The organism is Paraburkholderia tropica (assembly GCF_900109265.1).
GTDB classification, from domain to species: Bacteria; Pseudomonadota; Gammaproteobacteria; order Burkholderiales; family Burkholderiaceae; genus Paraburkholderia; species Paraburkholderia tropica.
This window is the reverse complement of record NZ_FNZM01000014.1, coordinates 228,800-242,318: the sequence shown is the minus strand read 5'-3', so window position 1 is coordinate 242,318 and position 13,519 is coordinate 228,800. Positions and strand designations below refer to the sequence as shown.

Annotated in this window: 12 protein-coding genes; 6 read left to right on the top strand and 6 right to left on the bottom strand. The window is 65.1% G+C overall.

Annotated elements, in window-relative coordinates:
• Positions 1-105: 105 nt before the first annotated feature.
• Together BMY06_RS24335 and BMY06_RS24330 are read left to right on the top strand one after the other, a co-directional pair.
• Complete coding sequence (locus BMY06_RS24335) at positions 106-867, top strand: response regulator transcription factor (RefSeq protein ID WP_065058950.1); 762 nt, start codon at positions 106-108, stop codon at positions 865-867.
• The gene (locus BMY06_RS24330; RefSeq protein WP_074985762.1) at positions 864-2,363 is read left to right on the top strand and encodes a sensor histidine kinase; all 1,500 of its coding nucleotides are present in this window, start codon (positions 864-866) and stop codon (positions 2,361-2,363) included. The genes BMY06_RS24335 and BMY06_RS24330 overlap by 4 nt, the downstream gene beginning before the upstream one ends.
• A gap of 96 nt (positions 2,364-2,459) precedes the next feature.
• Here BMY06_RS24330 and BMY06_RS24325 read toward each other — a convergent pair whose 3' ends face one another.
• The 3 genes from BMY06_RS24325 to BMY06_RS24315 form a co-directional block, all read right to left on the bottom strand.
• On the bottom strand, positions 2,460-4,145 hold the full coding sequence (locus BMY06_RS24325) for an ABC transporter permease subunit (protein ID WP_080180455.1): 1,686 nt from the start codon (positions 4,143-4,145) through the stop codon (positions 2,460-2,462).
• Positions 4,142-5,158, bottom strand: coding sequence for an ABC transporter ATP-binding protein (locus tag BMY06_RS24320; protein ID WP_074985760.1), 1,017 nt, complete (start codon positions 5,156-5,158; stop codon positions 4,142-4,144). The genes BMY06_RS24325 and BMY06_RS24320 overlap by 4 nt, the downstream gene beginning before the upstream one ends.
• Positions 5,159-5,240: 82 nt before the next feature.
• Positions 5,241-6,257, bottom strand: a complete 1,017-nt coding sequence (locus BMY06_RS24315) for an ABC transporter substrate-binding protein (RefSeq protein ID WP_173816841.1) — start codon at positions 6,255-6,257, stop codon at positions 5,241-5,243.
• A 272-nt stretch (positions 6,258-6,529) separates the two neighbouring features.
• Here BMY06_RS24315 and hisN point away from each other — a divergent pair, with 272 nt between their 5' ends.
• Genes hisN through BMY06_RS24300 form a run of 3 tightly spaced genes read left to right on the top strand, consistent with a single transcriptional unit; the run spans position 6,530 to position 8,634 of the window.
• Positions 6,530-7,321: a histidinol-phosphatase gene (hisN, locus tag BMY06_RS24310; RefSeq protein WP_065058947.1), complete on the top strand. Its 792-nt coding sequence runs from the start codon at positions 6,530-6,532 to the stop codon at positions 7,319-7,321.
• Positions 7,322-7,380: 59 nt separating this feature from the next.
• Positions 7,381-8,151, top strand: a complete 771-nt coding sequence (locus tag BMY06_RS24305) for a DeoR/GlpR family DNA-binding transcription regulator (protein WP_074985759.1) — start codon at positions 7,381-7,383, stop codon at positions 8,149-8,151.
• Between the two features lie 45 nt (positions 8,152-8,196).
• A complete protein-coding gene (locus BMY06_RS24300; protein WP_074985757.1) occupies positions 8,197-8,634 on the top strand; it encodes an NUDIX hydrolase in 438 nt (145 codons plus the stop codon).
• Between the two features lie 83 nt (positions 8,635-8,717).
• Here the strand turns inward: BMY06_RS24300 and BMY06_RS24295 are convergent, their stop codons facing one another.
• The 3 genes from BMY06_RS24295 to BMY06_RS24285 form a co-directional block, all read right to left on the bottom strand.
• The gene (locus BMY06_RS24295) at positions 8,718-9,995 is read right to left on the bottom strand and encodes an SUMF1/EgtB/PvdO family nonheme iron enzyme (protein ID WP_074985756.1); all 1,278 of its coding nucleotides are present in this window, start codon (positions 9,993-9,995) and stop codon (positions 8,718-8,720) included.
• Positions 9,996-10,159: 164 nt separating this feature from the next.
• The gene (locus BMY06_RS24290) at positions 10,160-10,918 is read right to left on the bottom strand and encodes a helix-turn-helix domain-containing protein (protein WP_074985754.1); all 759 of its coding nucleotides are present in this window, start codon (positions 10,916-10,918) and stop codon (positions 10,160-10,162) included.
• A 179-nt stretch (positions 10,919-11,097) separates the two neighbouring features.
• Positions 11,098-11,565 carry a universal stress protein gene (locus tag BMY06_RS24285; protein WP_074985753.1) on the bottom strand — a complete coding sequence of 156 codons (468 nt, stop codon included), beginning with the start codon at positions 11,563-11,565 and terminating at the stop codon, positions 11,098-11,100.
• Positions 11,566-11,921: 356 nt separating this feature from the next.
• On the opposite strand from BMY06_RS24285, the gene BMY06_RS24280 reads away from it, so the two are divergent.
• On the top strand, positions 11,922-13,472 hold the full coding sequence (locus tag BMY06_RS24280) for an MFS transporter (RefSeq protein WP_065058941.1): 1,551 nt from the start codon (positions 11,922-11,924) through the stop codon (positions 13,470-13,472).
• Positions 13,473-13,519: the final 47 nt, after the last annotated feature.

Sequence of the window (13,519 nt, the reverse complement as noted above, 5' to 3'; positions counted from 1 at the left end):
AAAGTAAAATTAAATGTGATAACTCCGGGCCGGAATTTTCTGCACAATGAGCGATTTAATCCGGACCTTTCATCGGAGCGCGCCGCGCCGGGAACCGAAAACCCCATGGATCAGACCAAACGCGTACTCATCGTCGAGGACGACGCGGATATCGCCAACGTGCTCATGCTGCATCTGCGCGACGAGCATTACGAGGTCGTGCACAGCGCCGACGGCGCCGAAGGGCTGCGTCTGCTGGAGCAGGGCGGTTGGGACGCCTTGATCCTCGACCTGATGTTGCCGGGCGTCGACGGCCTGGAAATCTGCCGCCGCGCGCGGGCGATGACGCGCTACACGCCAATCATTATTACGAGCGCGCGCTCGAGCGAGGTGCATCGCATTCTGGGCCTCGAACTCGGCGCCGACGACTACCTCGCCAAGCCCTTTTCGGTGCTGGAGCTCGTCGCGCGCGTGAAGGCCCTGCTGCGCCGGGTCGAGGCGATGGCGAAGGATGTGCGGCTCGAAGGCGGCACGCTGATGCTGGGCGGTTTTTCGATCGATCCCGTGACGCGCGAAGCGCAGGTCGACGGCAAGCGCATCGAGCTGACGCCGCGTGAATTCGACCTGCTTTATCACTTCGCGCGCCACCCGGGCAAGGTGTTCTCGCGCATGGAACTGCTCAACGCCGTGTGGGGGTATCAGCATGAAGGCTACGAGCACACCGTCAACACGCACATCAATCGCCTGCGCACCAAGATCGAAGCCGACCCCGCACAACCGGTCCGTATCCTGACCGTGTGGGGACGCGGCTACAAATTCGACCCGCTCACGCCATCGACGTCCGGCAATGCCGCGCCTCGCAACAGCGGGCAAGGAGACGCGCCGTGAGACTGTCGTTGACGCAGCGGATATCCGTCGTGTTCTCGGCGTTGCTGCTCGCGTGCTGCGGGGCGTCGGCGTGGTTGCAGATACGGGCGTCGGATCTGCACGATCAGGAGGTCATCCAGGCCTTGTCGCACGACCTCGCGTCCCACATTGCGCATAGCTCGGCGCTCATGGGCCCGGACGGCCCGAGGCCCGCCGCGTTACGCACCTTGTTCGGACAACTGATGGCGGTGAATCCCAGTGTCGAGGTTTACCTGCTCGACGCCAGCGGCCGCATCACCGGCGACGACGCGCCGCCGGGGCACATCCGGCGCACGCGCGTCGATCTGCAACCGGTGCAGCGCTTTCTCGCCAATGACGCGTTGCCGATTCTCGGCGACGATCCGCGCAGCGTGGATGCGAAGAAGGTGTTCAGCGCCGCCGTTGTCCCGGGCGCCGACGGGCGGCTGGCGGGGTATATCTATGTCGTGCTGATCGGCGAAGCGCGCGATGCGCTGGCGACGCGGCTCGCGCACAGCACGGTGCTGCGCACGACGCTTGGTTTGATGGCCGTGGTTGCGTCGCTCGGCCTGTTCGCCGGTCTGATCGCGTTTGGTCTGATCACGCGCCCCTTGCGCCGTCTGACCGACAGCGTGAGCCGGATCGACGCGTCGATCCAGGCGGGCTCGGAGCCGGTGCCGCTCGTGCTGAGTCGCCCGGCGGCGCACACGGGAACACGCGACGAGATCGCCATTCTCGAACGCATGTTTGCGCAGATGGTCGAGCGCATCGGCATGCAGTGGCGCGAGCTCAAACGTCAGGACCAGGAGCGCCGCGAACTCTTCGCGACGATCTCGCACGATTTGCGCACGCCGCTCACGTCGCTGCATGGCTACCTCGAAACCTTGTCGCTGAAGGACGACACGCTCGAAGGCGTCGAGCGTCGCCGCTATCTGGCGATCGCGCTGACCCAGAGTGCGAAGGTGGGACGGCTGGCTCAATCGCTGTTCGAGTTGGCGCGCCTCGAACATGAGAACGTCCAGCTCACGCTGGAGACGTTTCCCCTCGCGGATGTCGTGCAGGACGTGTTCCAGAAGTTCGAGCTTGCGGCGCAGGCGCGCCGGATCCGCTTGCGAGCCGTGGTCCCGCCGCGTTTGCCTGCCGTTTGCGCCGATCTCGCCATGACCGAACGCGTGTTGACCAATCTGCTCGATAACGCGATCCGCCATACGCCCGAAGGCGGCGAGGTCAGCGTCGAGCTGGCCGGCGAGGATAGCAAGGTGAGGGTGGTCGTCAGCGATACCGGGCCGGGCATCGCGCCCGAACTTCGCGCGAATCTGTTCAGGCGTGCATTCAGCTCAGGCGACGCACGTCGCCAGGGCGGCCTCGGTCTGTTGATCGTGCAGCGGATGCTGCAACTGCACGGCAGCGTGATCGAGCTGATCGAGCGGGATCAGCGCGGCGCGACGTTCAGTTTCAGGCTCGACGCCGCGCCGCTGCGAACGGCGCCCAGGACGTAGGCGACTCGTCTGCCGTCGTGGGTGGGTGTGAGGTGTTGCGAAGGGCTTACACGCGTCGACACGACGAGCCGCAGCCTGGCCATGGTGATTCACCTGTCAGCGCACGATGTCGCGTCGCAGCATCACGCGCTTCATCGCAAGACGCATCAGACCAAGGGCAAGCGACGTCACGACCATGATGCACGTGGAGTAAGCGGCGGCTTGCGAAACGAAGCCGTTTTCATCAAGTTGCATGACGGCCACCGAAGCGAGATTCAGCGAGGGCGTCACGAGAAAGACGACAGCCGAGAGCGTCACCATCGAGCGCATGAACAGAAAGAAAAACACGCTCACCGCCGTTGCGGCGATGAAGGGCAGCACGGCGTCCTGAAGCGCATGGCGCAGGCCGCCGCCCAGGCAATCCACGACTTCTTCGAGCGCCGCCGGCACCGCGCGCAAGCCCGTGCTCATCGTGAGAAAGCCCTGCGTGTGATAGTGGTAGAAGTTGCAGAGCACGATCACGGTGGCGCTACCGTAGAGCCATGTCGCCAGCGGGCCGCTGTTGAACGCGAGAATATAGGCGAGTCCCACGACCATTCCCGGCACGGCGGCCGGCAGCACGGACACGGTGTAAATCAGTCGCGACACCGCGCCCGGCATGCGGCGCGCGCCATAGCTCAGCGAGAACAACAGCAGCACGCCCAGCGCGGCCGCCGCGAGCGAGATTTCCAGCGACGTGACGATCGCGCCATATCCGCCCGACAATTCGCCCCCGTAGTTGGCGAGTGTGAGTTCGAGGCGGTACGGCCACAAGCGCACAAAACTCGCAAAGACCACGGTCGCGACGGACGCGGCGATCGGCAACAGCGTGAGCAGGCAACCGACGCCGAGCAGCGCGTCACGCAGGCGATTCGCGCGCGGCGTCACCGGTACGCGGCTCTCCGATGCGCCGCCGAATTGCCGTTGCGAAGCGATGCGCTCGATATACACCGAGGCGAGCGATGGCAGCAGCAAGACCATGCCGACGGCCGCGCCCATGCCGAAATTCATCTGCCCGGACACCTGGTTATAGATCTCCGTGGCGAGCACGTGATAATTGCCGCCGATCACTACCGCATTGCCGAAGTCGGTGATCGTTACGGTGAATACAACGAAGGCCGCGGACAGCAGGCCAAAACGCGCATTTGGCAAGGTGAGGGCGAAGAATTGCTGCCAGCGTCGTGCGCCGAGCACGTCGGCGGCGTCGTAGTAGCGGGCGTCCGATTGTGCGAGCGCCGCGCCGATAATCAGCACGGCCTGCGGCAACGCGTAGATCACGTCGGCGATCAGAAGTCCCCAGAAACCGTAGATTTCGACGTCCCAGCCGGTCCATTTGTGCACGAGGCCGTTGCGCCCGAGCAGGAACAGCATGCCGAGGCCCTGCATCAGCGAAGGCGCGAGCATCGGCAGCAACAGCGTCGCGCGGATCGCGTTCGGGGCGGGCAGACGCGAGCGCTGCAAGGTGAACGCGATCATGAAGCCGAGCACGATGCTCACGAGCGTCGTCGCGGCGCTCAGGACGAGGCTGTGCCACGCCGCTTCGAGCATGCCGGGCGTGCGCCAGAGCGCGACGTAATTGCCCACGCCCAATCGCGCGTCGCCGTTCAGGAGGCTGTGCCACGCGATGACTGCAAGCGGATAGAGGAAGAACAGCGCGAGGCAGGCGAGCGGCACCACGACCATCGCGACGCGCAGCACGGCGCCCATCGCGCGGCCCGTGCGCTCGACGCGCGGACGATTCGTGGCGGCAAGCGAGGCGCTCATGCCGCCACCCATGCGCAGCGATCGTTGGCCACGGAAAGAGTGACCGGCGTGCCCGCTTCCATCGGCAGGCCGCGCGGCTGCTCGGCGAGCAGTTCGCGCCCGCACCAGTGCACGCGGATGCGCGTCGTGCTGCCCAGAAAAGTCGAGTCGATCACGCGGGCGCTCGCGCCTTCATTGTGCGCGCCCGGCGACACGGTGAGATCCTCGGGGCGTACGCACGCTTCGAATGCCGTATCGGCGCCGCCCGGATGATGCGCCATCAAGGCGGGGAACGCATCGCGCACCCACGTCGCCGGCAACAGATTCGAGGTGCCGATAAAGCTCGCCACGAAGCGCGTGCGCGGCCGCTCGTACAGCTCGCGCGGCGAGCCGATCTGCTCGATGCGGCCGTGATTCATGCAGATGATCTTGTCGGCGAGCGTGAGCGCCTCTTCCTGGTCGTGCGTCACCATGATGGTGGGAATGCGCAGACGGCGCTGGACGTCGTGAATTTCCCGGCGCATTTCGACGCGCACCTGGGCATCGAGCGCGGAAAGCGGTTCGTCGAGCAGGAGCAGCGAGGGATCGACGGCGATCGCGCGCGCGATCGCGACGCGTTGCTGCTGACCGCCCGAAAGCTGGCCCGGATAGCGCCCGGCGAGATGCGGCAGGCGAATTAGTTCGAGCAGCTCCTTGCAACGTGCCTCGATCTGCGTGCGCGGCACGCCGCGTATCTTCATGCCATAACCGATGTTCTGCGCGACCGTCATGTTCGGAAACAGCGAGTAGGACTGGAACACGATGCCGAAGCCGCGTTCGCGCGCGGGCATCTCCAGCAGCGAGCGCGTCCCCATCGTGACGCTGCCGCCGTCGGCGTCGAGCAGGCCCGCGATGATGCGCAGCAGGGTGGTCTTGCCGCAGCCGCTCGGACCCAGCAGGCAGACGAACTCGTCCTCCTGCACGTCGAAATGAATGCGTTCGAGCGCGACGTGCCCGGCAAAAGTCTTGAAGAGATCGGAGACGGTGAGATGCATGGGTGACTTCCCTGAGTGGCCAGGCGAGGTTGCCCGGCGTTGCGCCGGGCATGAAACGGACTGCGGGAATGCGCGGCGGCGTTTAATGCATCACGTCGGTCTTGAAGCGCTTGAGCACCGCATCGTGCATCTTCGCGGACGCGGCGAAGTCCATCGGGTACAGCACCCTGGAAACATCGGCGGGCAGGCCTTCGGCGATCTGCTCGGGCGTCGGCTTGATGCCCGGCGTCGTGACGATTTCCTTGTATTGCTGATAGAGCTTCGCGGCGTCGGGCGAGGCGACCCATTCGAGGAAGCGCTCGGTATCGGCCTGATGCGTCGAACTCTTCAGCATGCCCGAGCCTTCGAGTTCGTAACCCACGTACTTCGACGGAATCACCATCTTCACCGGAAATCCGGCCTTGATCGACTGCATGGCGACGAACGCGAACGATGCGCCCACCGCATATTCGCCGGTGCGCGCGAGCTTGCACGGCTGCGAACCCGATGGCGTGAACTGCGCGACGTTCGCGCCAAGACCCTTGAGGATCTGCCAGCCCTTGTCCTCGCCCGCGCCTTGCAGGATCGCCGCGATTTGCAGATAGCCCGTGCCCGACGAAGCCGGGTCGGGCATCACCACGTTGCCCTTGTAGACCGGTTTGGCGAGGTCTTCCCACGAAGTCGGCATGGGCAGCTTCTTCGCGGCGAGCGCGTCGGTGTTCACGCAGAGCGCGGCCATGTAGCCGGTCGCGGCGAACCATTTGCCGGCCGGATCACGGAACTGCTTCGGCAGGCTCGACACGTTCTTGCCGCTCACCGGCGCGAGCTGGCCGGCGATGCGGGGATCGAGCAGATTCGTGAGCGCTTCGCCCCAGACCGCGTCCGCGTGCGGCGCGCCGGACTCGGCGATCATGCGCGCGGCCAGGTCGCCCGTGGACAGACGCAGCACGTTGACCTGCACGTCGGGCATCGCTTTTTTCGCGGCGGCCAGATACGTGGCGATTTCGTCGCTTTCCAGCGCGGAATACACGGTGATCTGCCCGGCCTGAGCCGCGTTCGAGATCGTGCACGAGAGCAGCCCGAGGGCAAAAAGCGAAGTCAGTGTCTTGCGGATACGCATTGCGATCTTCCTGAATGAGTGAGAGGCGACCGAAGAAAGGAACCCCACAAGGTCACAAGGCGCGCGTTGCCGTCTGTGTCGAACCGTGTGTTTGCGCTGTGTGGTTTTGTGGATATTTGCAGAATATTGGCATTGGGTCTAGCAATCAAAAATATCTGCTGCCATGATGGCGACACCACGAAAGCGAGCCTTTCGCGCCCTGGGCGCGGAGGTTTTGCCACACTGTTCACATCACGGCAGCGTCAGCGCTGCCCCAGAAAAGGGCATTCAAGATGAGTCAGGAAAGCGACGATGTGCTGCGCGAATGCGAGGCATTTGCGGTGCAGCTCGCCGACGAGGCACGCGAGATTTCGCTGAGCTATTTCCGCAAGAAACTCGACATCGAAACCAAGTCGGACGAGAGCCCCGTGACCATCGCCGACCGCGAGATCGAGGCGCATATCCGCGCGCGGCTCGCGCAGCGCTTTCCCGCGCATGGCATCTTCGGCGAGGAACACGGGCGCGAGCGCACCGACGCGCAATATGTGTGGGTGATCGATCCGATCGACGGCACGCGCAGTTTCGTGACGGGCTGGCCGATCTGGGGCACGCTGTTCGCGCTGCTGCGCGACGGCGAGCCGGTGCTGGGCATCATCGATGCGCCGGTGACCGGCGAGCGCTGGATCGGCGGCATACGGGGCGCGTGCGACGGGCAGGGCGCAACGCTGCGCACGAGCGGCTGCACGCGGCTCGCGGCGGCGCACGTCTACGCCACCTCGCCCGACATCTTCGATGCAGCCGAACTGGCGGTGTTCGAAGCGGTGAGCCGCGCCGCCGCGAGCCGCCGGTTCGGCGGCGATTGCTACAGTTACGCGATGGTCGCGGCGGGCTACGTCGACGCCGTCGTCGAAGCGGGCTTGCAGCCTTACGACTACCTGGCTATCGTGCCGGTCGTGGAGGCCGCGGGCGGACGCGTGACGGACTGGCAGGGCCGCACGGTGGGCATGGGCAGTGACGGGCGCATCATCGCGGCGGCCACGCCCGAACTGCATGCGCAGATCCTCGAGATCACGCGCCGTCTTTGAGCGCGCAAACGGAGCCGGATTAGCGATGAGGGGACAAGCGATGAGGGGGCAGACAGTCCATGCTGGTTGAGGAGCGATATCGCCGCATCCGCGCGCTGTTGAAGGCGCACGGCACTGTGTCGGTCGATCATATGACGGAGGCGCTCGGCGTCTCGCGCGAAACGATTCGCCGCGATCTCGTCGAGCTCGACACGGCGGGCGAAATCCGCCGCGTGCATGGCGGCGCGATGTTCGTGGAAAGCGAATTGCCGATCAGCGTGCGCGCGGGCATTCGCGTGAAGGAAAAGCGTGCGCTCGCGCGCGGTGCGCTCGGGCATATCGGCAGCGGACAGACGTTGTTCATCGACGCCGGCACCACGACGGCGATTCTTGCCGATGCCCTCGCTTCGCTGAGCGGTCTGCACATCGTCACGAACTCGGTGGCCGTCGCCAACGAACTGGCGGGCGAGCGCGCCGCGAAGTCGGGCGGCCATGCCGTGCATCTGCTTGGCGGCGCATTCAATGCATCGGTTGGCGCCACGTATGGCGGCGCAGCGATTGCCGAGGTGCATCGCTTTCACGCCGATATCGCCTTGCTGTCGCCGGTCGGCGTGGATGCGGTGCATGGCGCGACGAGCTTTGTCCAGGAAGAGGCGGAAATGGCCGACGCCATGAGCCGCAACGCAAAGCAAACGCTCATCCTGGCGGACTACTCGAAAATCGGCGTGCGCAGCAGGGTGGTGTCGTGTCCCGTCGAGCGTATCTCCGCGATTGTGACGAACAGTCGCGCGGCGAAATCGGCTGATGCACAAGCGCTGGCCGAGGCGGTGCGCGCGATCGAATATGTTTAAGCTATTGCTTCGAATGACGCGGCGTCCAAGCCGAGTCCTGGACACATGAAAGAGCGAGCTACCGTTGTTTGCTGGCAGCGTGACCGGATCCTGCTGGTGGAAAGAGGACGGTCGCGCTGGTCACTCCCGGGCGGGACGATTTCGCGAGGCGAAACACCGCTCGAAGCCGCCGCGCGTGAACTCATCGAAGAGACCTCGCTCGAGGGCCACGCACTCGACTATGTTTTCCAGTTCGGCGGGCTGAACAAGCGCCATCACGTGTTCTTCACGCTCCTGCCGGACGATGCGCGGCCGAAGCCGAGCAATGAAATCGTGAGCTGTCGCTGGTTCCGTCCCCGGAAGGTCGGCACACTCGTGGCGAGCGTGCCGACCCGGCAGATCGTCGCGCTGCTTTTTGGAGCGGCGGGCACGGCGTCGGACTTCGACGTGGCTGCATCGAATACGCGCGGAAAGGATGATGCGAGGCTGGAGTTTGTGCCTTGAGGATTTTGGGGCACGTGGGGGCACGGCATTGCGCCAGTGAAGCCGCTCAAGGCGCCTTCACAGGTCAACGCACGCTTTTTTCCTCAACCCTTCGCACAACGAAACCCTGCGTACACGTATTGATAACGCGGCTGAAACCAGTTGCGGAACGTCGGCCGCTGCATGCAGCCCGCGGTGCGCGCGGAGCCGCCTTTCATCGCGTAGTGCTGGCCGTCGAAGAAGTTGGCCGAATAGCCTTCGTAGAACGGAAACGGCGTGAAGCCGCGCAGCGGAGCGAACACCGTCGAGGTCCATTCCCAGCCGTTGCCGTATAGGCCCTCGACGCCCCAGGTGCTGGCGCTGTCCGGCGTCGAGTCGACGGCGACCGGGTCCCAGCTGCGGAAGTCGAAGTTGTCGGTTTCGCCGGGCAACGCGCCGTGCGCCGCGCGCTGCCATTCGGCTTCGGTCGGCAGCCGCGCGCCGCGCCAGCGCGCGAAGGCGCTCGCTTCCGCGTGGCTCACGTAGACGGGCCACGCGAGCGGCAGCGGAATATCGTCGAACATCGTGCGCAGACGCCAGCCCTGCGCACCGCGATGCCAGAACACCGGATGCTCGATGCCTTCGGCCTCGCGCCAGGCCCAGTCGGCCTCGGTCCAGAGGTCGCGGCGGCGATATCCGCCATCGTTCACGAAATCGAGAAACGCGCCGTTCGTGACCATATAGCGGTCGATCTCGAACGCGGGCACGTCCACCTGCTCCTCGCCGAATTCGTTGTCCCAGCCGAACAGGCCGCGTTCGAGCGTCATGCCCAGTTCGGTGCGGCCGGCCGGCACGCTCACCATCTCCGGCGTCACCGCGTAAAGGTGGTCCGCGAGCGTACGCGCGGCGCCCGGCGCCTGCTTTTGCTCGAACGGCAACTGATGGAGCATGTAGGAGAGCGTCTCCACATGCATCAGACGATGCTCGATCGCGACGTTCAGCAACTGCCCAGGCGTGTCGTGCATGGAGGCGCCGGGCGCCAGATCGAGCCCGGCGAGGCGCGCGTCGATACGCGTACGGGCGTCGCGTGCGTAGTCGCGCACAGCGTCGAGACTCGGCCAGTCCGAGGGGACATCGGTCGGCAGCGCGCCATCGATGGGATCGATGCCGAAGGCGAACAACTGGTCGAGCTTCGCGTCGGCGGACGGCAGATCGAACAGGCGCTGATCGAACAGATTGCGGTCGAACGCTTCCAGATGACCGATATAGAACACGATGCGATGGCGCTCGCGAATCGGCCGTTCGTAGAGAAATTCGGGCTTGACGAGGGCGAAGAGCGCGTCGCTGGCCGCACGGGCGTCGGCGAGGCGGGCGGCCAGCGTGGGCGTGATCGGGAGCTGCATTGCGGCGAGTCTCCTGGCGTGGGCGGTGAGTGAGACTCTACCGCTGCGCACGCGCTGTGCCAATGCACTTCGAATGACGGCGCGGCGTGGGGCGTGAACGCTGTCAGGAGGACGTAAACGGCCGCGCGCCGCCTGACAAGGGCGGCGCGCGGAGGAAAACGGGCTTACAGATGCCGCAGCCCTTCGATGTCGATAATCCGGATGAGCTTGCCCTGCGCGTCGATCAAGCCACGCTTTTGAAATCTTGACAGGGTGCGGCTGACGGTTTCGAGCGTCATGCCGAGGTAGCTGCCCATGTCCTCGCGCGTCATGCGCAGGTTGAACTCGGCATGCGAATAACCGCGCTGACCGTTACGTTCGGAGACATCGAGCAGGAAAGCGGCCACGCGTTCGTCGGCGGACAGCGAGCCCAGCACCATCATCTGCGACGATTCGCGGATCAGTTGCTCGCTCATGAGCCGGTGCAGGCGGTCCTGCATGGCGCCGGTTTCGCGGCACATGTGCTTGAGGGCCGGGTAGGGAATGATGCAGACCGAACTGTCTTCGAGCGCCACGGCGCTGCACGTGTGGACGTCGGTGCTGATGCCGTCGATTCCCAGCGGATCGCCTGCGAGACGCAGGCCGGTGACCTGCTCGCGGCCGTCGCGGTGCGCCATGACGGTCTTCAGCGAGCCGGAACGCACGGCGTAGAGACTGTCGAACGGGTCGCCGGCGCGGTAGAGGGATTCGCCGCGGCGCACGCTGCGCGCGGTGCAGATGAGCGCTTCGAGCTTGGGCAGGTCGTCGAGCGCGAGCCCCTGGGGCATGCACAGATGACGCATCGCGCAACTCGAGCAGCGCGCCGAGGAGCGCGGGCTCGTCACTGGTGCGCGGCTGCCGCGCCTCACGGTGGTGGTATGAGTAACGACGGTAGGGGTCAGCATTTGCACGCTCCTTTAATCGGTTTCGGAGCATTCTCCCACCAGGGTTGAATCTCAAAATGGCGGCAAAAGGACGCGCTTTTGAGATGAAACCGCTTGCGCCTTGTCAGAAGGCGCTTTCGCGGCAAATGACAAGGCGCAAGTGCTACCTGAAATGCATGATTTATTCGATTATCTCGATATTATTCCGGGATATCAACCGCGCTCGCGGCACTCGGAATCAGCAATACCGGCAACGTCGATTGACGCACGCAGCGCTCGGCCACGCTGCCGAGAATCAGACGCTGAAAACCGCGACGTCCGTGCGTGCCCATGACGATCAGATCGGCGCCACTCGTTTTGGCCGCATCGAGCACGAGTGTCGGCACGTCGTCGAGCGAGGAGGCTTCGCCGGTCAGCATTTCGCCGGACACGCCGCGCTCGCTCATCAGCTTGTTCATTTCCTCGGCGAGTTCGTTGCCCTGGGCGATCATCTGATTGCGCAGGATCGACGGGTCGTAACCGGGCGCGTCGAAATACATCGGCGTGTTTTCAACGACATAGAACGGTTGCAGCGTCGAACCCATCGCCTTGGCGAGTTCGAGCGCGGCTTCGAATGCGCGGCGCGACGTTGCGCTGCCGTCCACCGCCACCAGGATGCGTTTGTACATGGAACCTCCGCGTAAATGAGCCCGAAAACAGGCGCGGCTGCGCGCATCCGGACATCGGCGGCCGGTGCGGCATCTCGCGATCTCCAATGAGCTTAAAGGATCACTGACAAAGATGCAGTGTCGCTGTATGAAAGATGGAAGGCGAGTGCAGTCGGATCAAGACCTCTGCGTCAGACGGCCACGTGCAGCATCTGTCAGGATAAACTGACAGATGCTGCACGTTCCGCTTAATGGTCTGGTTGCGCGCACACCGTCAGGCCGCTATCGTTGCGTCTCTTTAGTCCTTGCGCGCCGCAGCAATCCCCGCCGTGACCTCTACCCACACTCCCTTGCCGTTTCGCGACGCGCTACTGGCCATGCTCGGCATCGGCCTCGTCAACATGCTGGTCGCGCTCGATCAGACCGTCGTCAGCACCGCTTTGCCCTCGATCGTCGCCGAACTGCACGGTTTCGAGTACTACGCGTGGATCGCCAGTGCCTATCTGCTGGCCTCGGTGGTGACGGTGCCGGTGTTTGGCCGTCTCGGCGATTACTTTGGCCGCAAGCGCTTCGTGCTCGCCGCCGTGATTGTGTTCACCGTGGCTTCGGTGCTGTGCGGACTGGCGACCGACATGCCGTTTCTCGCGGCCGCGCGCGCGTTGCAGGGCGTGGGCGGCGGCATGATGGTGGGCACCGCGTTCGCGTCGATCCCCGATCTCTTTCCCGATCCGCGCGCCCGCGTGCGCTGGCAGGTCGTGATGGCGGCCGCTTACGGCATCGGCACGGCGGCGGGGCCGTCGCTGGGCGGCTGGCTCAGCGAGCATTTCGGCTGGCGCTCGACCTTCATGGTCAATCTGCCGGTCGGCGTGCTGGCGCTGTATTTCATCTGGGCGCATCTGCCGAACTATCGCCATGCACGCACCGGCGAGGTGAAGATCGACTGGACCGGCGCGGCGCTGGTCGCGGTCGTGCTCGGCGGCTTTCAGACCGTGATCGAAGGCGTGCCGAAGGACGGCTTCACGACCGGCAATCTCGCCCTGATCGCGCTGGTGGCGGTGGGGGCAGTGGCGTTGCTGATCTGCGAGCGGCGCGCGACGCATCCGATCATCCCGCTCGACCTGTTTCGCGATCCGCAGCTCGTCACGCTCTTCACGCTCTCGGTCCTCTCGGGCTTCGTGATGTTCTCACTGATCTTCTTCGCGCCGCTGCTGCTGCAAGGCGGCTTCGGCCTGTCGCCGCAGGTCGCGGGGCTGCTCGCGACGCCGATCGCCGCCTGCATCGCGCTCGGCAGCCTCGTCAACACGCGCATCGTGATTCACCTGAAGAAACCCACGTCGATCCTGACCGTGGGTTTCGGCCTGCTGGTGGTGGCCTCCGTGGGCCTCGCGTTCGCGACGCGCACCACGGCGCATCTGTGGCTCGAACTGTCGATGGGCGCGGTCGGCATCGGCCTCGGCTTTATCCTCAACAATCTGAACGTGTTCGGCCAGGAGATCGCCGGGCGCGAACGTTTCGGCATCACGACGGCGCTGCTGCAATCGACGCGCATGGTGGGCGGCATGCTCGGCACGAGCGTCGTCGCGACGATCGTGAACCATCGCTACGCGGCCGGCATCGGCGACGCGCTCGCGGTGCTCGGCGCGCCGGGCGCGGCCCGCTGGCAGCCGCAGCTGTCCGACCCGCGCGTGCTGATCGATCCGGCGTTGCGCGACGGCCTGACCACGCAGATGAAGGCCGCGGGCCTCGATGGCGCGGCGCTCATCGAGGCGGTGCGGCACGTGCTGGTCGACGCGATTCACCTCGGCATCGGCCTGACCGGACTCGCGGCGCTGCTGGCGGCGTTGTGCGTACGCCGCATTTCGCACATCCGGTTTGGCAAATCCGCCACAAAAGCGGCGCCGGCCAGTTCGCCGGCGCAGCCCGAATGACGGTAAACGGCCGTCGCAAAATCGACGAGCGCCGATAAAACGGTTGC

Excerpts from the sequence above, each read along its gene's own strand:
- BMY06_RS24320 (WP_074985760.1), bottom strand. The coding sequence starts at position 5,158 with ATGCATCTCACCGTCTCCGATCTCTTCAAGACTTTTGCCGGGCACGTC.
- BMY06_RS24300 (WP_074985757.1), top strand. The coding sequence starts at position 8,197 with ATGAAAGAGCGAGCTACCGTTGTTTGCTGGCAGCGTGACCGGATCCTG.
- BMY06_RS24315 (WP_173816841.1), bottom strand. The coding sequence starts at position 6,257 with ATGCGTATCCGCAAGACACTGACTTCGCTTTTTGCCCTCGGGCTGCTC.
- BMY06_RS24335 (WP_065058950.1), top strand. The coding sequence starts at position 106 with ATGGATCAGACCAAACGCGTACTCATCGTCGAGGACGACGCGGATATC.
- BMY06_RS24305 (WP_074985759.1), top strand. The coding sequence starts at position 7,381 with ATGCTGGTTGAGGAGCGATATCGCCGCATCCGCGCGCTGTTGAAGGCG.
- BMY06_RS24295 (WP_074985756.1), bottom strand. The coding sequence starts at position 9,995 with ATGCAGCTCCCGATCACGCCCACGCTGGCCGCCCGCCTCGCCGACGCC.
- BMY06_RS24280 (WP_065058941.1), top strand. The coding sequence starts at position 11,922 with ATGCTCGGCATCGGCCTCGTCAACATGCTGGTCGCGCTCGATCAGACC.
- hisN (WP_065058947.1), top strand. The coding sequence starts at position 6,530 with ATGAGTCAGGAAAGCGACGATGTGCTGCGCGAATGCGAGGCATTTGCG.
- BMY06_RS24325 (WP_080180455.1), bottom strand. The coding sequence starts at position 4,145 with ATGAGCGCCTCGCTTGCCGCCACGAATCGTCCGCGCGTCGAGCGCACG.
- BMY06_RS24290 (WP_074985754.1), bottom strand. The coding sequence starts at position 10,918 with ATGCTGACCCCTACCGTCGTTACTCATACCACCACCGTGAGGCGCGGC.
- BMY06_RS24285 (WP_074985753.1), bottom strand. The coding sequence starts at position 11,565 with ATGTACAAACGCATCCTGGTGGCGGTGGACGGCAGCGCAACGTCGCGC.